The sequence below is a fragment of the Bacillus sp. LNXM12-1 genome (genome assembly GCF_003004375.1).
GTDB lineage: Bacteria > Bacillota > Bacilli > Bacillales > Bacillaceae > Bacillus.
In genome coordinates this window covers 405,376-424,274 of the sequence record NZ_PVWX01000001.1, presented here as the reverse complement: position 1 = coordinate 424,274, position 18,899 = coordinate 405,376, and the positions used below count along the sequence as shown (strand labels likewise).

Sequence of the window (18,899 nt, the reverse complement as noted above, 5' to 3'; positions counted from 1 at the left end):
CTTTTCACTTCTATTTATCCTGATTCATCATTTGAATGAATGCATCTGTGAATTGTGTCGTGGTTTCGCTTCCTCCTAAATCCTTCGTTTTTATGTTCATTTTCATCATCTCATCCAGAGTGCGTCTTATAAGAACAGCCGTCTTTTTCAGCCTGTCATCATGATATTTCACATATAACCAGTCAAAAAGCATGACTGTAGAAAGAATTAACCCCATGGGATTGGCGATATTTTGCCCAGCAATATCCGGTGCTGATCCATGTGCTGCCTGTGCCATCGCTTGGTTTTCGTTACAATTTAATGAAGGGGCGATCCCTAAACTTCCGACTAGTTCCCCTGTTAAATCCGATAAAATATCCCCAAACATATTCTCTGTCACAATGACATCAAAATCACCGGCACGTCTTACTAAGTGAGCTGCCATTGCATCGATATGTAGATCTTCTACTGTCACGTGCGGATATGCTTTTGCCACCTCTTGGCATGTTCGCAGAAATAAACCAGATCCTAATTTGATTACGTTTGCCTTGTGAACAATGGTCACCTTTCGCCTGCGCTCCATTGCACTTTGAAAAGCTGCATGAGCAATACGTGTAATCGCTTTTTTGGTAAACACACCTGTGGATATAGCGACCTCTGGCGTAATCATCCACTCTCCTACCCCATGATACATGTTCCGATCTGGATAAAAGCCTTCTGTGTTCTCTCGAAAAATCACGAGATCGACGTTTTGCACAAGGCCCTGTACCCCAGGTAATGATTGAGATGGACGAATGTTTGCAAATAAATCAAACGTATGACGGAGCTCTCCGCTTGGATTTCTCCTCTCTGTCAATATCTCTGGATATGAGGCAGAATCATGAGGACCTAAAATCCACCCATGGCACTTTTTTAATTCTTCTATAGTAGATGCTGGCACAGGATCTTGGTGAGAATGGATGGCTTCAAAGCCAATTGGACATTCGACATATTCCACAAATGACTCCTGAAACTGTGATAGCGCTGCCTTTAAGATGCGCATATTTGCTTGTACAATTTCTGGCCCAATCCCGTCTCCTTTCAACACACCGATACGATATGAATTCATGCTTCCTCCCCCTTTATGTTTATTTTACCTTCTCGTCAGAAGAATTGGGAAGGCAAGATTTCTTTTGACTAGAATTGTTCATGTTCCTGCCTCAAGTTATTTACGAATCAGCCCATCTCATTTATAATCGAGTAGATTTGTTCAGTGACAGATACATCTTTAAATGTGAGGGATTAGATGGAATTAAAGTGGTATAAAGCGATAATAGTCATTTTCACGATGTCTGGAATTTCCATCTCTACATGGTTTTCACGGACACCGGAAGTCAGAGATTTATTACAAGCCAATACAGGAACGATGGGACTTATTTTACTTGGCTTATCCGTTGGTTCAATTGTCGGGCTTGTTCTTTCAAATGTATTTGTTCGAAAAAAAGGCGGCCGCGTGGCGATTGTGATCAGTGCTTTTTTGATGTTCCTTGGATTCACCACTCTTGCCATTGGTTCAACACTCTCTTCTATCTTTGTCGTCACTGCCGGTCTATTTCTTTTTGGAGCAGGCTCAGGTATGTGCAATGTGGCGATGAACCTAGAAGGGACAGAAATTGAATACAGTATCAAGAAAACCATTTTGCCTATATTGCACGCTTCCTTTAGCATTGGCACTTTAATTGGAGCAGGAGCTGGCATTCTTTTTATCCATCTAGGGGTCTCTGTGCTGAATCACCTACTTGTCATTGCCCTTCTTTTCTTTCTCAGCATCTTGATTTGCACACGGTTTATTCCGCACGGTACAGGAAAGGATCAGCATGAGAAGCAGTCAGATACAATAGATGATACTCAAACGCCATGGCTGAACAAACGAACAGTCTCTCTTGCGATGATCGCCTTATGTCTTGCGTTTGTCGAAGGGTCTGCCAATGATTGGATTCCACTTGCAATGGTGGATGGCTACCAGGTTTCACATTCCATGAGTACAGTCATCTATGCTTTATTTTTATGCGGGATGATTAGCGGCAGACTAATTAGCGGACGTTTGATCGATCGTTTCGGCAGGGTGTTATTGCTAAGAATTGCGATTTTATCAGCCGCCGCCGGACTATTTCTGGTCATTTTAAAGATTTCACTTGTTGTATGTATGATATCGATCTTTTTATGGGGACTTGGCGCTTCTTTAGGCTTCCCGCTAACCATTTCTGCAGCTGGTGATGATAGCCGGTACGCCGTGAAACGCGTCAGCATTGTGACCTTATCAGGTTATACAGCCTCTCTTTCTGGGCCGCCTATATTAGGGCTGCTTGCCAATCAAGTAGGACTGCTTCATGCCTTTATTTTTGTTTTATTCGCCATATGTATTGCAGGAATCTTTACAAAAGCTGTAGCAAAACCGCGTTCATTACAAGTTCACTAAAAGTGTCTGATCCTCGATCATGGCACTTTTTTTAAATTTAAAAAATAAAATTGAAACCTTTCATGAAGTGAAACAGTCCTATAAATGTCCTGATGTTTATCGCTTTTTTAAAGAGGGAAAGTAAAAAAATAAGACTTTTCAAATAACAGAAAACGTGGTAAGATCATGAAAATAAACAGGAAGGGGTGAGAAAAATGAAAAAAAATATGCTGCTAAAATTAGCTGTCTTATTTATAGCACTCGCAAGTTTTCATTTGTTCTCAATGCCTCATTCCGTTCAGGTATACCATCATGCAAAGGTGGTTGCCGATCAAGAATCACATGAAATGAAAATCGCTCAGACAATGGGCGATGAAAAGAAACAAAAACATGTGAGCGCAGTATTTGCCGCATTTACAGTACTGCTGATGATTGGCAGTATGACAGCTGGATTTGCACGCATCACTCATACTGATCAATTTGACCGGAAAAAGAAGCATTTACTTGCAGTATTCTATCAATCTTCTTATTTCCGACTATCTCGTGTTTAACCCAACCATCTAAATCAAAACAAAAATTGGGAGGTTTTACACGATGTTATTTTTCTTAAGAGTATTCATTCTAGGTCTATTCTCTGTCACTTCACTTTCTCTTTTCGTCTACCAAGGAATTGAAGTAGTGCACGCCATTACAAGCATGTTTGGCAACCACGAGAGCTAAATGACCCGTATATAAAAGAAACCCCCTGCGATAAACAGGGGGTTTTCGTTTGCTTATTTATTGTCATCTGGTGCAGGTTGAGGTGTGACAAGGACATGTGTTACTTCTCCCTGCTCTTCCTCATCTACAATAAATGATCCATTGCTATAGCGGTCATTCGCTCTTAAAGTAGAGATATCAAGCGGAATCGTTGCACCCTTATCCGTATCAATCTCAAGTGTATCGTGCAGTGATGCAGCAATAACAGCCACAATACGGTGCGGGTTTTTCTTTAATTCTCTTAGCATCAGAACTCCGCGTTTGGCTCTAGATGTTTTATCAAATTCAGAGAGGTTCATTCGCTTCACAGCCCCTCTTTGTGTCGTCAGTACGAGGACATCGTTTTTCGGATCAATGATCTGGCCAGAGACTACTTCGTCCCCATCTTTCAAGTTGATACCTTTGACACCGGCCGCTCTCGGACCAACAACACTTACTTCTTCTTCATCAAACCACAATCCATAGCCATTCTTCGTCGCAATAAACAATTCCTGCTGTCCTGTTGTCACATGAACATCCACGAGTTCATCGTCCCCTTTTAGGTTCAAGGCGACAAGCGGTTTCGAATAGCGCTGCGCTTTATATTGAAGAAGCTCTGTTTTCTTCACCATTCCACCTTTTGTAAAGAACAGAAGATACGACGTTTCATCAAATTCTTTAATTGGTATGGCTTTTTGAATTGATTCATCACGATCAATTGAAATGATATTCGTAATATGCTGCCCCATGTCTTTCCAGCGTATGTCTGGCAGCTGATGAACTGGACAATAAATATAGCTCCCTTTATTCGTGAACAATAGGAGGACATCCGTTGTATTCATTTCAAACTGATGAATCAGGCGGTCTGTATCCTTCATGCCAAAGTCCTTACCGTTAGATGCAGCATAGGAGCGCTGACTTGTCCGTTTGATGTACCCATCCTTCGTCACCGTGACGTAAACATCCTCTGAGGCGATCATCACTTCAAGGTTAATCTTAATTTCTTCGATTTTTTCCTCAATGACAGACCGTCTCTCATCAGCATATGTCTTTTTGAGCTTTTTCAAACTGTTTGTAATGACCTTTAGCAGCTTTTTCTCGTTACCTAAAATGTCTTCAAGTTCTGTTATACGCACATCAAGCTCACTAGCTTCGTCTCTTAATTGCGTAATATCCGTATTCGTTAATCGATATAACTGGAGGGAAACAATCGCTTCTGATTGTGCTTCTGTAAAGTCATATTTCTCCATCAAGTTGTTTTTCGCATCTCGCTTATCATTAGAGGAGCGGATTGTGGCAATGACTTCATCTAAGATGGAAAGCGCCTTAATTAATCCGTCTACAATATGGTGGCGTTCCTTCGCTTTTCGAAGCTCATATGCTGAGCGGTTCGTCACCACTTCTTTCTGATGGGCAATATATGCATCAAGTATAGTTGTCAGCGTCATTAAGGTTGGTCTACGATTATGTATCGCCACCATATTAAAGTTATATGGAATTTGCAGATCTGAGTTTTTATATAAGAAATTCAAGACACCATTTGCATCTGCTTCTTTTTTCAGCTCTACCACGATTCGAAGCCCAGTTCGGTCAGTCTCATCTCGAACCTCTGAAATTCCTTCAACTTTTCTTTCAATTCGGAACTCGTCCATCTTTTTGACAAGATTGGCTTTATTCACTTCATAAGGAATTTCTGTGATCACGATTTGCTGGCGTCCGCCGCGGATGGTTTCAATTTCCGCTTTTCCGCGAATCATAATCTTTCCTTTTCCTGTTTCATAAGCCTTCTTAATGCCGTCGACCCCTTGAATGATACCGCCTGTTGGGAAATCTGGACCTTTGATGACTGTCATTAAATCCTCAACCGTACAATGCGGCTGTTCGATTCGTTTAATGACACCATCAATCACTTCTCCCAGATGATGCGGCGGGATATCGGTGGCATAACCTGCTGAAATCCCTGTTGATCCATTCACGAGAAGGTTTGGAAACATCGCTGGTAAAACAACTGGCTCCTTGCTTGTATCATCAAAGTTTGCGACAAATTCGACCGTTTCCTTGTCTAAGTCCTTTAATAGCTCTGAAGCAATGGCAGAAAGCCTTGCTTCCGTATAACGCATGGCAGCAGGCGGATCTCCATCGATACTCCCGTTATTCCCATGCATCTCAATGAGCACATTTCGTACTTTCCAATTCTGACTCATTCTCACCATCGCTTCATAAACAGATGAGTCACCGTGCGGATGATAGTTACCAATCACGTTACCGACTGTTTTCGCGGCTTTACGGAAGTTTTTATCTTGCGTGTTTCCTTCTGCGTACATCGCATATAAGATTCTTCGTTGTACAGGCTTTAGTCCATCTCGCGCATCTGGAAGCGCACGGTCTTGGATAATATATTTACTATAGCGACCAAACCGGTCTCCGATCACTTCTTCTAATGGTAAATCATGAAATCGTTCTTGTTGTGCCATGTTTAAACCTCCTCAGCTAGCGACAAGTTTTCATTTTCAAGAATGTTGCTTTCCTCATCAAGTCCAAAGGCGACATTCTTTTCAATCCATTTACGTCGTGGTTCTACTTTGTCACCCATCAATGTCGTGACGCGGCGTTCCACACGTGCAGCATCGTCGATTTTGACCCTGACAAGTGTTCTCGATTCTGGATTCATTGTCGTTTCCCATAGCTGGTCGGCGTTCATTTCACCTAAACCTTTATAGCGCTGAATCGTGTACCCTTTTCCAACTTTCTTCAGTACGTCATCCATTTCTTCATCAGACCATGCGTACTCAATGATTTCTTTTTTCCCTGAGCCCTTGCTGACTTTATATAAAGGGGGTAGTGCAATAAACACTTTGCCATGCTCAATCAGCGGCTTCATATAGCGGTAGAAGAACGTCAGTAGAAGCACTTGAATATGCGCTCCATCTGTATCAGCATCTGTCATGATCACGATTTTGTCATAATTGATGTCTTCTACATTAAAATCGACACCGACGCCTCCACCGATCGCATGAATAATGGTGTTGATTTCTTCATTTTTGAAAATATCAGCAAGCTTCGCTTTTTCTGTGTTGATGACCTTTCCACGAAGCGGCAGCACCGCTTGGAATTTACGGTCACGCCCTTGCTTTGCTGATCCGCCCGCTGAGTCGCCCTCTACTAGGTACAATTCGTTTCTTGCTGGGTTTCTAGATTGAGCAGGTGTTAATTTTCCGCTCAGTGTTGCTTCGGACTTTTTCCGTTTCTTGCCGCTCCTTGCTTCTTCACGTGCTCTTCTAGCAGCTTCTCTTGCCTGCTGCGCTTTAATCGCTTTTTTCACAAGAAGAGTGGCTGTTTCCCGGTTTTCTTCAAGGAAATAAGCCAGCTTTTCAGAAATAACAGCATCAACAGCCGAGCGAGCCTCACTTGTCCCAAGCTTTCCTTTTGTCTGGCCTTCAAATTGAAGCAGTTCTTCAGGAATTCTGACAGAAATAATGGCTGACAGTCCTTCGCGAATATCAGTGCCTTCTAAATTTTTGTCTTTTTCTTTTAAAAGGGCTACTTTGCGTGCATATTCATTAAAGGCTCTCGTCATCGCCGTTTTGGCACCAGACTCATGCGTACCGCCATCTTTCGTTCTGACGTTATTGACGAAAGAAAGAATATTCTCCGAGTAGCCGTCATTGAATTGAAAAGCAAAATCTACTTCGATGGATTGATGCTCTCCTTCAAATGAGACCACTTCACTCAGAACATCTTTTTCTTCATTTAAATAAGCAACGAAGGCTTCAATGCCCGTCTCATAATAAAAGGTTTCTTGTACATCATGTCGTTCATCAATCAGCTCTATTTTTAATCCTTTTAATAAAAAGGCAGATTCTCTTAAACGTTCTGATAAAGTATCGAAGTTATAGGTCGTGACACTGAACATAGTTGGATCAGGTTTAAAATGAATCAGTGTTCCTGTTTTTTTCGTTTTTCCGACTTTTTCAAGTGATGTGGCAGGCTTTCCGCCATTTTCAAAGCGCTGATGATAAATAAAGCCGTCGCGTTCAATTGTGACAGTGAGCCATTCTGACAGCGCGTTTACTACAGATGCCCCAACTCCGTGAAGCCCACCACTTGTTTTATATCCGCCTTGACCAAATTTTCCGCCTGCGTGAAGGACCGTTAAAATGATCTCAGGTGTCGGTTTTCCAAGCTTATGCATACCAGTAGGCATCCCGCGTCCTTTATCTTGAACGGAAATGCTGTTATCTTTATGTATTTTGACAATGATATGATCTCCATGGCCAGCGAGCACTTCATCGACAGAGTTGTCTACAATCTCATAGACAAGGTGATGAAGACCGCGTGAATCCGTAGACCCAATATACATCCCTGGACGTTTACGGACCGCTTCAAGTCCCTCTAGCACCTGAATAGAATCATCGTTATAATCTACTTGCTGCTTTTTAACCAAATGCTTAATCCCCTTTCACTAACAAACATAACCGGCAAACCATCAAATGATCTCTCTAGATTTTAATGATGATCATGCTGCTCATTACTGTCCACTTTAATAAGCTGCATCATCACCATGCATGTGTGAATCAACAAAACATGCTCTTTTGCACGGCTATGAGAAATGTTCTACATTCTGCAATCAGAACTAGAAGTCCATTATAAACAAGACTGTTTGATAAGCCAAATGCAATCATATGATGGTTTTCACAAAACAGAACAAACGTTCTACCTTTATCTTATCGCTCTTTTTCTTGATATGCAAGGTCACCGCTATGTCCCTGTCGCCTTATTTTATCGCTTTCTTCTAGAATCGCAAATATATTTCTGCAACAAAAAAGCAAAAATCCTTGAAAACCAAGGATTTTTGACGATTTAATGAGTTTTTGTCATTGCATGAGCCACCTTGATACATAAATCCATGATGGCGACCTTGCCATTTTCCTCAATCAGCCTTTTCGCTTCCTCGTGATAGATGCCTTGCTGCGCCCAAAAAACAGGTGCGTCCATTTCAAGAAATTCTTCTGCCACCTCGAGCAAAAACTCTGAACGTCTAAAGACATTGACGATATCAACAGGATCTTTGATGTCCTTTAAAGAAGCGACTGCTTTCACACCAAGTGCTTCATCAATCGTTGGGTTCACCGGAATGATCTCATATCCGGCATCTTGCATCGCTTTAGACACCATATAAGACGTTCGGTGCGGCTGATCTGATAATCCAACAACAGCAATTCGTTTACTGCTCTTTAATATACGGCCAATTTCTTGTTTCGTAGGATGATTCATCCAAACACCCCTTTTCCTCTATTTTAGCGAACTTCTGCTTAAAAACAAAGCTGAATCCATCTGCTTTTGATTTTTTCAAAAAAAGATCCCCATGTTTTTCATAAGATCATGTTAAAATGTAAGACAAGAGGGAGAATATAAAGGAGTTATGCAGATGTTAATTGCTTTGATGTTTATTTTGGCTTATCTTCTCGGCAGTATTCCATCCGGTCTCATTGTCGGGAAAGCTGCAAAGGGTATCGATATCCGTGAACATGGCAGCGGAAACCTAGGTGCAACGAATGCATTTCGTACACTTGGCGTAAAAGCAGGGTCTATCGTGATTTCAGCTGATATTTTAAAGGGAACCCTTGCTTCTGCTTTACCGTTTTTCATGCAACTGGACATTCATCCCTTATTAGCAGGAGTTGCTGCTGTTATCGGTCACAGCTTTCCTGTCTTTGCAAAATTTAAAGGGGGAAAAGCAGTCGCTACATCTGGCGGCGTGTTATTATTTTATGCCCCATTCTTATTTATCACGATGATCGCTGCTTTTTTCTTATTTTTATACATTAGTAAATATGTTTCACTATCATCTATGCTGACCGGTATCTATACATTCATTTACAGCATTTTCACCAAAGACGTATTCTTAATCATTGTTGTTGCCGTTCTAGCTGGTTTTGTGATCTACAGACACATCGCCAACCTCAAACGAATCCTCAACAAAACTGAACCGAAAATCAAATGGCTCTAGCCGTTTCATAAGTTTCATTATGTGGTAAAAGGAAAGAAAAGCTGTTTTTGCATCCTGCATTTAAAAAAACAGCATGACTTCAAAAAGGGGCGATCACATTGAAATTAACGATAAAAGAAGATGCACTCAATTGGTACAAGGATGAACTAGATTTAGAAAAAGGTGATCAAGTTCGCTTTTTTGTGAGATATGGCGGGTGCAGTAATGTACAAAAAGGCTTTTCTCTCGGCGTCGCAAAAGATGAACCTCAAAATGCCGGCGCAACCGCTGAAATAGAAGGTATTACTTTCTTTGTTGAAGAAAGTGATATTTGGTATTTTGACAACCATGATCTGCATATTGATTATAACGAGTCCGTGAAAGAACCAGAGTTTCATTATGAATAAACAAAAAAGATACCTCATCCCTCGGGTATCTTTTTTGTTTTATCCTTCAATATATAGCCCATACTCATGAATGTTTCCTAAAGACCGCTCCTTTTGCAGGATTCTTTTTTGTGGTTCACCAATCAAGTCAAAGTGTGGAAACCCTGCGCGGTCATGAATCCATTCTTTTTTGAGTCCATGTTTTTCTCCCCACTCAATTAACTGCTTCATATCCTGACAGGCTGCTTTAGTGACGGTATTGGCATGCGGGAAACGGTCATCAAGCCAATAATGGGTTAAAAAGGCCAGTTCTCCTTGCTGGACAGCTGATTTCCACGCATTTAGATCGCTTCTTTTAATACCAAACGCCATGAATTAAACCTGCTTCTTCGACTGTTCGTATACTTTGTGCCAGGCAGGAAAAGCTTTTCTAAATTGAATAGGTCTAAAGGTTTCTTTGTCTACACAAATATGTGAGGTTGTCCCTGTAATCGCTGTTTGCCCATCAGGCTTTTGAATTTCGTAGCCATACACCGTTTTGAGTCCATTGTATTCTTCAATCCACGTATGAACTGTCGCTGTTTCACCGTACAGCAATGGTTTTTTATATTGCACCTGTAAATCTATAACGGGTGCAAGAGCGCCGTCTGCTTCTAGCTGCGCATAGGAGAATCCTAATTCTTTAATCAGTGCTGTTCTGCCGACTTCCATCCAGATTAAATAATTGGCATGATACACGATGCCCATTTGGTCTGTTTCTGCATAACGGACTTCTATTTCTTTTTTAGATACATACACGTTTTCATCGCTCTCCTATCAAAACCTAAGGTCTCTGCCATTTTACCACAATCGAAATGGTTCTTCTAAAAGGAGGCAATAAAATAAACCAGGAATCCCTGGTTTATTCGGTATAGCCATTTTTTCTTGCTGCTTCTTCGTCCTTGATCTCAGAACGCATGGCATCAATACTCATTTTTCTATTTTCATTTTTTTGCTTGATCATCTGTTTTTCTTGATCTGTCGAAAGGGCCATCGCTGCTTCAGATTCATCGATATTGTCAAGGGTGTTTTCGATCATATCTTGCAGCTTTTCAACGTTATCAGAACGATCATCTGGATTGGATTGATATGACTTTCCATTCATCATGATTCCCTCCTTATTCGCCCTTCGTCTGTATGACATCAGGCTGTTCATTTGATTTATTATGCATCTTTTTTCCTTTATTACGTTTGTACGCTACAGGTTTTGTCCCTAAATGGTCTGGTGTAAACTGCGCTTGTTTATCATGCTCTCTGCCCATCATTCATCCCTCCCTCTTCTTTAGGATGAACGAAAAAGGATAATTCATAACTTATTTCTGTCTAAAACGCTCTTCCAACTTTTCTTCAAGCTGGTTTAAAAATTCCTCATTGCTTAATAATTCTTTTTTATTTTCAAGTACAAGCTCTTCAAATGTACGTCGTTTTCTTCTTCTCATTGTACTCACCTCCAGTGTTTGTATTTCATTTTCGCCAAAACATTTAGAAAATAAGCAAAAAAGCTGAATCATTATAGACCCAGCTCTTGCTCAATTTCTTTTTTTGTCAGCATTTGATGCTTTACAGACACGATTCGTCCTTTTTCATCTAATATGTATGTCGTGGGGTATGAAAGCACCTGATATCGTGCTTGAATGCCTTTTTGATCCAATAAAATAGGAAAGCTCAGCTTTAATTCATCTGCAAATGCTGCAACATGATCTGCACTTTTTTCAGTGGTCGTCAAATTCACCGCAAGTACTTCGACCTGATCATATTCGCTTCTAATTGCGTCTAGATCCGGCATTTCTGTCCTGCATGGCTTACACCATGTCGCCCAAAAATTGACGAGCACCTTTTTCCCTTGATAATCAGATAACGAGGCCGTTTGACCATCTAGGGTTTTAAGTTCAAAATCAGGGGCTTGATCCCCTTTTTCAAGACCGATTGCGGGCTCTTTTGGTTCAAGTAAATTCCACACAAGTAAACCAATCAACACAAGTAAAACAGCGCTTGCCATTCCTTTTTTCCACATGATTGATCCTCCACTATTTTAAAAAAGAAGAGAAAGCTGTCTAGGCGCCTTCTCTTCTTTGCTGTATGAGTATTAGTTGCTTGCCAATTTTTCACGAAGTACCATTTGAAGGATACCGCCATGACGATAGTAGTCAATTTCGACTTCACTATCAAAACGAACAACCACTTCAAATATTTTCTCATTGCCATCTGTATCAATTGCTTTCACAGTGACAAGATCACGTGGACGAACTGTTTCATCAACATGAACTTCAAATGTTTCTGTTCCTGTTAGACCATGAGTTTCTGAACTTTCTCCGTCTTTAAACTGTAAAGGAAGTACGCCCATGAAGACAAGGTTACTTCTATGGATACGCTCAAAGCTTTCAGCTAGTACAAATTTAATTCCAAGAAGGTTTGTTCCTTTTGCAGCCCAGTCACGTGAAGAACCCATTCCGTAGTCTTTACCTGCTAAGATTGCAAGACCTGTTCCATCTTCTTTATAACGCATGCATGCATCATAAATGGATGTCACTTCACCAGTTGGCCAATAAGTTGTATATCCGCCTTCAGTTCCTGGTGCGATTTGGTTCTTAATACGGATGTTTGCAAAAGTACCTCTCATCATGACATGGTGGTTACCACGGCGAGATCCGTATGAGTTAAAGTCTCTAGGCGATACGCCTCTTTCTTGCAAGTATTTACCCGCAGGTGTGTCTTTACCAATCGCTCCAGCAGGAGAAATATGGTCAGTTGTCACAGAGTCACCGAACTTGGCAACGACGCGCAAGCCTTTAAGCGGTTCAACCTTACCAGGTTCAACTGATAGGTTTTCAAAGAATGGCGGGTTATCAATGTATGTGGAATTTTCATCCCATTTGTACAATGCATCATCCGTCGTTTTAATTTCATTCCAGCGGTCATTGTTGTCAAAAACAGTTTCATACTCTGAACGGAATAACTCAGGTGTGACAGTGCTTTTGACGACGCTGTTGATTTCGTCCATTGATGGCCAAATATCATCGAAATAAACGTTCTCACCATTTTTATCCACACCGATAGGGTCTTTTGTTAAATCAATATTCACCGTACCAGCAAGTGCATACGCCACAACTAATGGTGGAGATGCAAGGTAGTTTCCTTTCACAAGCGGGTGGATACGCCCTTCAAAGTTACGGTTACCTGATAAAACAGAAGTGATCAGCAGATCATTTTCAGAGACAGCATCCTCGATTTCTTGCGCAAGCGGTCCTGAGTTTCCGATACATGTTGTACAGCCATACCCAACGATGTTAAATCCGAGGTCTCTTAAGTATGGAAGAAGTCCTGAGTTCACGAGGTATCCTGTCACAACCTTAGAACCTGGTGCTAGTGACGTTTTCACGTAGTTTGGCACCTTCATACCAAGCTCACTTGCTTTCTTCGCAACAAGACCTGCTCCGATTAAGACGTATGGGTTCGATGTATTCGTACAGCTCGTAATCGCTGCAATCGCAATCGCACCTGTCTTCATCACAGCTTTTTCACCATTTGCTAGATCAAATTCAATTTGTTTATCCAGCTCTGATTTTTCTAAGCCAAATCCTTGGTTACCAGCTGGGCTTTCAATGTGCTGATGGAACGTCTCTTTCATTTCAGAAAGTGGAATCAAATCTTGTGGACGCTTTGGACCAGATAAGTTTGATTCAATTTGAGAAAGGTCAATTTCCACAACATCCGTAAAAATTGGCTCTTCTGCATCTGGCGTATAGAATAAGCCATTTGCGCGAGAATATTCTTCAACGATATTAATTTGCTCTTCATCACGTCCAGTAAGGCGAAGGTAAGCAAGAGCTTCCTCATCTACTGGGAAGAATCCGCAAGTAGCACCGTATTCAGGCGCCATATTCGCAATCGTTGCACGATCCGCTAACGGCAGCTGTGCAACTCCAGGTCCGAAGAATTCAACGAATTTGTTCACTACGCCTTTTTCACGCAGAACTTGTGTCACTTTTAATGCAAGGTCAGTTGCAGTCGTTCCGTTTGGAAGCTCTCCAACTAATTTAGCACCAATGACTTCTGGTACTGGGAAGTATGAAGGCTGACCGAGCATACCAGCTTCCGCTTCAATACCGCCAACGCCCCATCCAAGTACGCCGATACCGTTGATCATGGTTGTATGTGAGTCGGTACCAACCAATGTATCTGGGTAAGTGATGATCTCGCCATCTTCTTCAATCGCATGAACAACACTTGCAAGGTACTCTAAGTTTACTTGGTGAACAATCCCTGTTGCAGGCGGAACAGCTTGATAGTTATTAAACGCTTTCTTTGCCCAGCTAAGGAAGTTATAACGCTCTGCGTTACGTTCGAATTCTAAATCCATGTTAATGTTTAAAGCATCTTCAGTTCCAGCTTTATCAACTTGTACTGAGTGGTCAATGACAAGGTCAACTGGAATTTCAGGGTTGATTTTATCCGGGTCCCCGCCTACATCTGCCATTGCTTTTCTTAAAGAAGCAAGGTCAACGACGGCTGGTACACCCGTGAAGTCTTGTAAAATAACACGAGAAGGTTTAAATGGAACATCAATTTCTTTGACCTCGGCAGTTCCCCATTTTGCCAAGTTTTCAACGTGTTCCTTCTTGATCACTCTACCGTCTACTTGGCGAAGCACTGATTCTAAAAGTACCTTAATGGAATAAGGCAGCTTAGAAACATTTCCGATTCCTTGTTTCTCTAGTGCTTCTAACGAATAATAGTGATACGTTTTCCCATTTGTCGAAAACGTTTTTCTAGATTGAAAAGCGTCTTGTTTAGCGACTTGCTGCTGTTTCGACATGTCCAAAATCCCCCTTTTGATGATCAAGATCAATTTCAATTCTCAGAAAAATCGTCGTATTTCACCACAATTTTCTCACAATTTCATCTTAAAACAAATTCATACATAAGTAAATAACAATGCTTTTATTAAATTCAATAAGTTTATCTTATCATTAGGAAATGATTACTCTTCATAATCCAAGCAGAGCGGGTTCATACTACAATTGAGGTGATAGAACATGACAAAACGTAAAGCAAATCATGTGATTGACGGCATGAACGCAGCCAAAAGCCAAGGAAATGGTGCAGGCTATATTGAAAATGATCAACTCGTTTTAACAGAAGAACAAAGACAAAATAATAAAAAACGTAAAAAAAACCAATAAGAAAGGAGCAAACATTATGACGAATAAAAACACAGGAAAAGACATCCGTCAAAACTCGCCTAAGGAACATCAAAGCGGACAGCCGGAGCCATTATCAGGCAGTAAAAAAGTAAAAAACCGCAACCATTCAAGACAAAAGCACAATTCTCATCATGATATGTAAACATCCTCCTCTCATCCCGTGGCAAAGCGGGATGTTTTAGGTCTTTCACACATTTCAGTTCTCAACATATCATTTATTATGAGATGTGATGGAGGAGTGTTTATGGAGAATGAAAAACAATCGAATTCCTCTGATTTTCTAGAAATAGATGATTGGCTCAATGTCTTAATGGATGATCCATTTGCCTGGTATGATGAACACCTCCCAATTGATCTTTATGAAACAAGCCGCGATTATATTATTGAGATTGATGTCTCCACCCTGTCGATCACTGATGTAAAGCTGACCTTCGCTGGACATGAGCTGACTCTCGCTTACACGGTACAAAAGCCAAATGATGAAGGCGAACAGCCAATTGAAAAAAGTGTCATGCTCCCTTTTTATCTGAACGACAAAGATATTGAAACAGAATACGAAAACCGAATCATTTCGATAAGAATTAAAAAAAGTTCCGACTATCCAAGCGGGGCATTTTCCTTTCAAATCCCGCACTTCAAACATTAAGAGCCCACCTTCATTTGGTGGGCTCTCTTCCGTTCGTGTCAAGTCAATACCTTTTGCGAACCACCATGGCCAAATAGTAGAGTCGCTATATGATAATGTATTCTTTTTCTACTAGATGGTTTGGGTCTTTCTAGTAAATGGGCAGTTATGAATGAAAAAAGGCGTTCATAGAGATGAGAGACATACATTTTTGTTATTTTCTTCTATCATCTCTTCATGTAAAATAAGATAGAGAGACGAGGGGTATAAGGAGTGAGAACATGTTAAGCGGCTGGTTTTTGTGGTTCATTTTATTTTGGGGCACGGTGATGATCGGATTACTCGCAATCGGTGGCTTTTTTATGTTTCGCAAATTTTTAAAACGATTGCCGAAGGAAGATGGGAAATCAGAGCTTGATTGGCAGGATGAATATATTCAAAAGAGCCTCCACCTATGGCGGGAAGAAGACAAACAGCTTTTAAATGAACTCGTATTACCTGTTCCAGAGCTGTTTAGAGATGTCGCCAAAGAAAAAATTGCGGGAAAGATTGGCGAGCTGGCTTTAAAAGAACAAGCTGCCAGCATTAATTTAGATTTAATCATTCGCGGCTATATTATCGCTACCCCAAAGCGGGATCATAAGTTTTTACTGAAGCGCCTTCAAGAAAAAGACATCGATCACACGCCATATGAATCGTTATTAAAATAACCTCCTTTATCAAAAGGAGGTTTAATTCATTTGAACCTGCTGCGGATCTAATTGCTTAGACAGCTTTCTAAACGACAAATACATAGCAACGCGCCAAGGTACGATCATGCCAAAGGCAAGAATCCAAAACATCCCGCTTAGAGAACCATAATCAATAGAAGAACTCAGGATGGTCTTCATCCCGATACGAAGAACAAGAAGTCCAATGAGAATAAACACAAATGCTTTTGATCGCTTTAAATAAATGTCATTCCCTCTAATTTCAAACTTCGATGTTTTGATTAAAAATATGGAGAAAAACATCCCCACTGTGATCGCCTCTAGAAATTCAGCCCCAGTTACTCGAAACATAGGAACAAAAAACATTAGTGCCCCAGTGCTCATGAAAATAGGAGGTAATATAATTTTTTTCGCAGTTGCAGGTTTTGCAGATGACTTAATGCGAATAAACATGACGGCTACCGCCATACATATCGCAATTATAGAAGAGATCAAGACCATCATATCAAATCATTCCTTTATTCTTTAAGGTCAGCCTATGTATAATATACTCCAATTGACGAAAAAAAACCATTCGCCGCGACTGTAGAAAACGATTTCAAAAGCCTGTAAATCCGCCGAACAATGAGGAGAACATGATGATAATCCATGTCAGAAGATCAAAGAACAGCAATATCCCTACCACAATCATAATGATCCCGCCAATTCTCATGATAAGCTGCTGGCGCTTTCTGATCCACGTCATTTTCGTGATGAAAAAGGATAGAACAAAAAACGGAACGGCAAATCCGAATACATACGCAATCATATATGTGACAGCCGACTCCGGATTGTTGCCAGCAAGTGTGATAACAGCAGATAAAATAGGTCCTGTACAAGGTGTCCATCCAGCAGCAAAGCCCATTCCGATGAGAATCGACCCAAAAAAACCAGCAGGACGATTTTTGAACTGCATTCTCTTTTCCCCCATAAGGAAAGAAGGCTGGAAGACACCAAGAATCATAAAACCAAAGAAAATAATGAGAATGGCTCCAACCTGGCGAATTGCTTGATGGTAATCATAAAAAAACTTCCCAACAAATGATGTTCCAAAGCCAATCGCAATAAATATAATAGAGAACCCAACTAAAAAGAATAAGGTATGAAGCAGACTTCTTCTTCTCAGCATCACCTTCTCAGATTTCACTTCATCTATACTAACGCCCGTAATATACGATAAAAAGGCTGGATAAAGCGGCAGACAGCATGGTGAGATAAAAGAAAGAAACCCTGCTCCAAAAGCTAAAAAGTAATTCAAATCTGTCAAAAGAACACCCCCTTCTTACAATATACAATAAGAGATGACAAAATCATTTCATTTTTTTTACATCCTCTCAATAAAGATGGTCTATTCTCTTAAAACCTTATATAATTTAATTTGACATCAAGATAACGAATCCTTTAAATTTGAAAATAAACCTTAAAATGGATATAATAGAATCGATTCTTTTTATCAAGATTTGCATGAAAGGAACATGACTTTGGTAAAAACATCATTATTAACTCAAATCGAAGAAAAAAGAGAAGAGCTGATGAAAGTTGTCTTGCATAATGGGATGACATCAACAGTGACCATCGAACATAGCCAGCAGCTAGATCATCTCCTCTTACAATATCAACGACACTTACACTCAAACTCAGCCAACTAATCATATCTCATGATATCTATCATGCTGCACGATTTTTAGAACAGTTGATATGTGTGACCATAAACGAAACAAAAACCTCTGATGACAGGGGTTTTTTGTTTTTTAAGGAGGCTGACGCCAAAATAAAAACCACCTTCCCTGCTTTATTCATGCAAGTACAGTGGTTTTAAAGCGTCTGATGAAGGTGAATTCAATAAAGAAAGGACAACGCTTGTCCATTCTTTATAACCATGTTCCATCTATGATCATAATATCGTACCGTATTATTTCGCTTGGTTGTTCATGGCTTTCATCATTTGATTGATTTTCTTCTGGGACGGTTTCATGCCCATTTGCATCATCATCATTCGAAGCATTTGTTCATTAATTGGTGGATTCTTTTTCAAGTAGCTCATCATATACTTACGAGCAATAAAGAATCCGAGTGCAACTCCTGCAAGCAGTGCAACAACGCCTACAAGGATGACAACCCATAAATCCATAATTCTTCCTCCTTCATGTTGTCTCGTATAAAGTGTACTAAACAAAAGGCTATTATACAACATTTCACGTTCAATTTTATTTTTTTAAACAAAATTCCTCACTTTTACCGGATTGAGCCACCCGTGCTTCTTTGAACCGAAGTCCATCGCAAGAAAGCAAGGACTAATTTTTCTCAGCACTTCAAAAAACACCGCTTCTGCCTCGTAACTGCCGGTGGCAGACATTTGGATATAACGGTCTTTTATAATAAATGCAGCCGTTCCTTTTCCATCAGGTAAGGAAGCGCTGTATATCGAGCCAATTTGTGTATAGTGAATGTTCGTTAAGTTGTTCATTAATCGCTGGTGCATATGAAAAGCAGGGATTCGTTTCGTCACGTAATCCACTTGTTTCACAAGCATCACCAATTCATCTTCCGTGCGGTTCGTCCAGTGTAACGACTCAAACAAATGAAACAAAATTGATTCTCTGCCAAAATAATGATGTGCAAATTCATCCTCAATCCAATAAATATAATAATGGCGTTCCATGTCTATCCCTTCCTTTCACATTTCGTCAATCTCGTTTATTGCTTGTATTATACAAAAATGTGAAAGAAAGAATTGTCTATATATGAAGCAA

25 protein-coding genes are annotated in these 18,899 nt (G+C 40.5%); 10 read left to right on the top strand and 15 right to left on the bottom strand.

Annotated features, from left to right (window positions below; translation table 11 throughout):
* Positions 1-10: 10 nt before the first annotated feature.
* Positions 11-1,087 (bottom strand): isocitrate/isopropylmalate dehydrogenase family protein, encoded by a 1,077-nt coding sequence (locus tag C6Y07_RS02165; RefSeq protein ID WP_060596432.1) that lies wholly within the window; start codon positions 1,085-1,087, stop codon positions 11-13.
* Positions 1,088-1,264: 177 nt separating this feature from the next.
* Here C6Y07_RS02165 and C6Y07_RS02160 point away from each other — a divergent pair, with 177 nt between their 5' ends.
* The 3 genes from C6Y07_RS02160 (at position 1,265) to C6Y07_RS19180 (ending at position 3,136) form a co-directional block, all read left to right on the top strand.
* Positions 1,265-2,437, top strand: a complete 1,173-nt coding sequence (locus C6Y07_RS02160) for an MFS transporter (protein WP_066030851.1) — start codon at positions 1,265-1,267, stop codon at positions 2,435-2,437.
* A gap of 194 nt (positions 2,438-2,631) precedes the next feature.
* Positions 2,632-2,967, top strand: a complete 336-nt coding sequence (locus C6Y07_RS02155; RefSeq protein WP_034660789.1) for a hypothetical protein — start codon at positions 2,632-2,634, stop codon at positions 2,965-2,967.
* A gap of 43 nt (positions 2,968-3,010) precedes the next feature.
* Complete coding sequence (locus tag C6Y07_RS19180; protein ID WP_008343787.1) at positions 3,011-3,136, top strand: hypothetical protein; 126 nt, start codon at positions 3,011-3,013, stop codon at positions 3,134-3,136.
* 53 nt (positions 3,137-3,189) lie between these two features.
* Here C6Y07_RS19180 and parC read toward each other — a convergent pair whose 3' ends face one another.
* The 3 genes from parC to C6Y07_RS02135 all read right to left on the bottom strand — a co-directional run bounded on the left by parC (position 3,190) and on the right by C6Y07_RS02135 (position 8,428).
* The gene (parC, locus tag C6Y07_RS02150; RefSeq protein ID WP_060596430.1) at positions 3,190-5,628 is read right to left on the bottom strand and encodes a DNA topoisomerase IV subunit A; all 2,439 of its coding nucleotides are present in this window, start codon (positions 5,626-5,628) and stop codon (positions 3,190-3,192) included.
* Between the two features lie 2 nt (positions 5,629-5,630).
* Positions 5,631-7,598, bottom strand: a complete 1,968-nt coding sequence (gene parE / locus C6Y07_RS02145) for a DNA topoisomerase IV subunit B (RefSeq protein ID WP_060596429.1) — start codon at positions 7,596-7,598, stop codon at positions 5,631-5,633.
* A 416-nt stretch (positions 7,599-8,014) separates the two neighbouring features.
* The gene (locus C6Y07_RS02135; RefSeq protein ID WP_106156178.1) at positions 8,015-8,428 is read right to left on the bottom strand and encodes a CoA-binding protein; all 414 of its coding nucleotides are present in this window, start codon (positions 8,426-8,428) and stop codon (positions 8,015-8,017) included.
* A 154-nt stretch (positions 8,429-8,582) separates the two neighbouring features.
* On the opposite strand from C6Y07_RS02135, the gene plsY reads away from it, so the two are divergent.
* Both plsY and C6Y07_RS02125 read left to right on the top strand, forming a co-directional pair.
* Entirely contained in the window at positions 8,583-9,164 is a 582-nt protein-coding gene (gene plsY / locus C6Y07_RS02130; protein ID WP_060596428.1) for a glycerol-3-phosphate 1-O-acyltransferase PlsY, read from the top strand.
* 98 nt (positions 9,165-9,262) lie between these two features.
* On the top strand, positions 9,263-9,550 hold the full coding sequence (locus C6Y07_RS02125; RefSeq protein WP_003210876.1) for a HesB/YadR/YfhF family protein: 288 nt from the start codon (positions 9,263-9,265) through the stop codon (positions 9,548-9,550).
* Positions 9,551-9,589: 39 nt separating this feature from the next.
* On the opposite strand, the gene C6Y07_RS02120 is transcribed toward C6Y07_RS02125, so the two are convergent.
* The 7 genes from C6Y07_RS02120 to acnA all read right to left on the bottom strand — a co-directional run bounded on the left by C6Y07_RS02120 (position 9,590) and on the right by acnA (position 14,384).
* Positions 9,590-9,901 carry a hypothetical protein gene (locus C6Y07_RS02120; protein WP_034660782.1) on the bottom strand — a complete coding sequence of 104 codons (312 nt, stop codon included), beginning with the start codon at positions 9,899-9,901 and terminating at the stop codon, positions 9,590-9,592.
* A 3-nt stretch (positions 9,902-9,904) separates the two neighbouring features.
* The gene (locus C6Y07_RS02115) at positions 9,905-10,327 is read right to left on the bottom strand and encodes an acyl-CoA thioesterase (RefSeq protein WP_034660781.1); all 423 of its coding nucleotides are present in this window, start codon (positions 10,325-10,327) and stop codon (positions 9,905-9,907) included.
* 103 nt (positions 10,328-10,430) lie between these two features.
* A complete protein-coding gene (gene tlp, locus C6Y07_RS02110) occupies positions 10,431-10,673 on the bottom strand; it encodes a small acid-soluble spore protein Tlp (RefSeq protein WP_003211760.1) in 243 nt (80 codons plus the stop codon).
* 13 nt (positions 10,674-10,686) lie between these two features.
* A complete protein-coding gene (locus C6Y07_RS02105) occupies positions 10,687-10,830 on the bottom strand; it encodes an acid-soluble spore protein N (RefSeq protein WP_008357830.1) in 144 nt (47 codons plus the stop codon).
* Positions 10,831-10,881: 51 nt separating this feature from the next.
* Positions 10,882-11,007 carry an FbpB family small basic protein gene (locus C6Y07_RS02100; protein WP_003211002.1) on the bottom strand — a complete coding sequence of 42 codons (126 nt, stop codon included), beginning with the start codon at positions 11,005-11,007 and terminating at the stop codon, positions 10,882-10,884.
* A gap of 71 nt (positions 11,008-11,078) precedes the next feature.
* A complete protein-coding gene (locus tag C6Y07_RS02095) occupies positions 11,079-11,582 on the bottom strand; it encodes a TlpA family protein disulfide reductase (RefSeq protein ID WP_106047847.1) in 504 nt (167 codons plus the stop codon).
* A 72-nt stretch (positions 11,583-11,654) separates the two neighbouring features.
* Positions 11,655-14,384, bottom strand: coding sequence for an aconitate hydratase AcnA (gene acnA, locus C6Y07_RS02090; protein ID WP_106071493.1), 2,730 nt, complete (start codon positions 14,382-14,384; stop codon positions 11,655-11,657).
* Positions 14,385-14,604: 220 nt separating this feature from the next.
* On the opposite strand from acnA, the gene sspO reads away from it, so the two are divergent.
* The 4 genes from sspO to C6Y07_RS02070 all read left to right on the top strand — a co-directional run bounded on the left by sspO (position 14,605) and on the right by C6Y07_RS02070 (position 16,107).
* Positions 14,605-14,751: a small acid-soluble spore protein SspO gene (sspO, locus tag C6Y07_RS02085; protein ID WP_003210995.1), complete on the top strand. Its 147-nt coding sequence runs from the start codon at positions 14,605-14,607 to the stop codon at positions 14,749-14,751.
* A 16-nt stretch (positions 14,752-14,767) separates the two neighbouring features.
* Complete coding sequence (locus C6Y07_RS02080; RefSeq protein ID WP_066030853.1) at positions 14,768-14,914, top strand: small acid-soluble spore protein P; 147 nt, start codon at positions 14,768-14,770, stop codon at positions 14,912-14,914.
* A gap of 102 nt (positions 14,915-15,016) precedes the next feature.
* A complete protein-coding gene (locus C6Y07_RS02075; protein ID WP_106071494.1) occupies positions 15,017-15,418 on the top strand; it encodes an Hsp20/alpha crystallin family protein in 402 nt (133 codons plus the stop codon).
* 260 nt (positions 15,419-15,678) lie between these two features.
* The gene (locus tag C6Y07_RS02070; protein ID WP_060596424.1) at positions 15,679-16,107 is read left to right on the top strand and encodes a DUF2621 domain-containing protein; all 429 of its coding nucleotides are present in this window, start codon (positions 15,679-15,681) and stop codon (positions 16,105-16,107) included.
* A gap of 21 nt (positions 16,108-16,128) precedes the next feature.
* On the opposite strand, the gene C6Y07_RS02065 is transcribed toward C6Y07_RS02070, so the two are convergent.
* Together C6Y07_RS02065 and C6Y07_RS02060 are read right to left on the bottom strand one after the other, a co-directional pair.
* Positions 16,129-16,611 carry a CcdC family protein gene (locus C6Y07_RS02065; protein WP_034660774.1) on the bottom strand — a complete coding sequence of 161 codons (483 nt, stop codon included), beginning with the start codon at positions 16,609-16,611 and terminating at the stop codon, positions 16,129-16,131.
* Positions 16,612-16,705: 94 nt separating this feature from the next.
* Complete coding sequence (locus C6Y07_RS02060; protein WP_060596423.1) at positions 16,706-17,413, bottom strand: cytochrome c biogenesis CcdA family protein; 708 nt, start codon at positions 17,411-17,413, stop codon at positions 16,706-16,708.
* 208 nt (positions 17,414-17,621) lie between these two features.
* On the opposite strand from C6Y07_RS02060, the gene C6Y07_RS02055 reads away from it, so the two are divergent.
* Positions 17,622-17,795, top strand: a complete 174-nt coding sequence (locus C6Y07_RS02055) for an aspartyl-phosphate phosphatase Spo0E family protein (protein WP_369810454.1) — start codon at positions 17,622-17,624, stop codon at positions 17,793-17,795.
* A gap of 263 nt (positions 17,796-18,058) precedes the next feature.
* On the opposite strand, the gene C6Y07_RS02050 is transcribed toward C6Y07_RS02055, so the two are convergent.
* The gene (locus C6Y07_RS02050; RefSeq protein WP_003212379.1) at positions 18,059-18,277 is read right to left on the bottom strand and encodes a YneF family protein; all 219 of its coding nucleotides are present in this window, start codon (positions 18,275-18,277) and stop codon (positions 18,059-18,061) included.
* Between the two features lie 84 nt (positions 18,278-18,361).
* Entirely contained in the window at positions 18,362-18,808 is a 447-nt protein-coding gene (sirA, locus tag C6Y07_RS02045) for a sporulation inhibitor of replication protein SirA (protein ID WP_012010100.1), read from the bottom strand.
* Positions 18,809-18,899 lie beyond the last annotated feature (91 nt).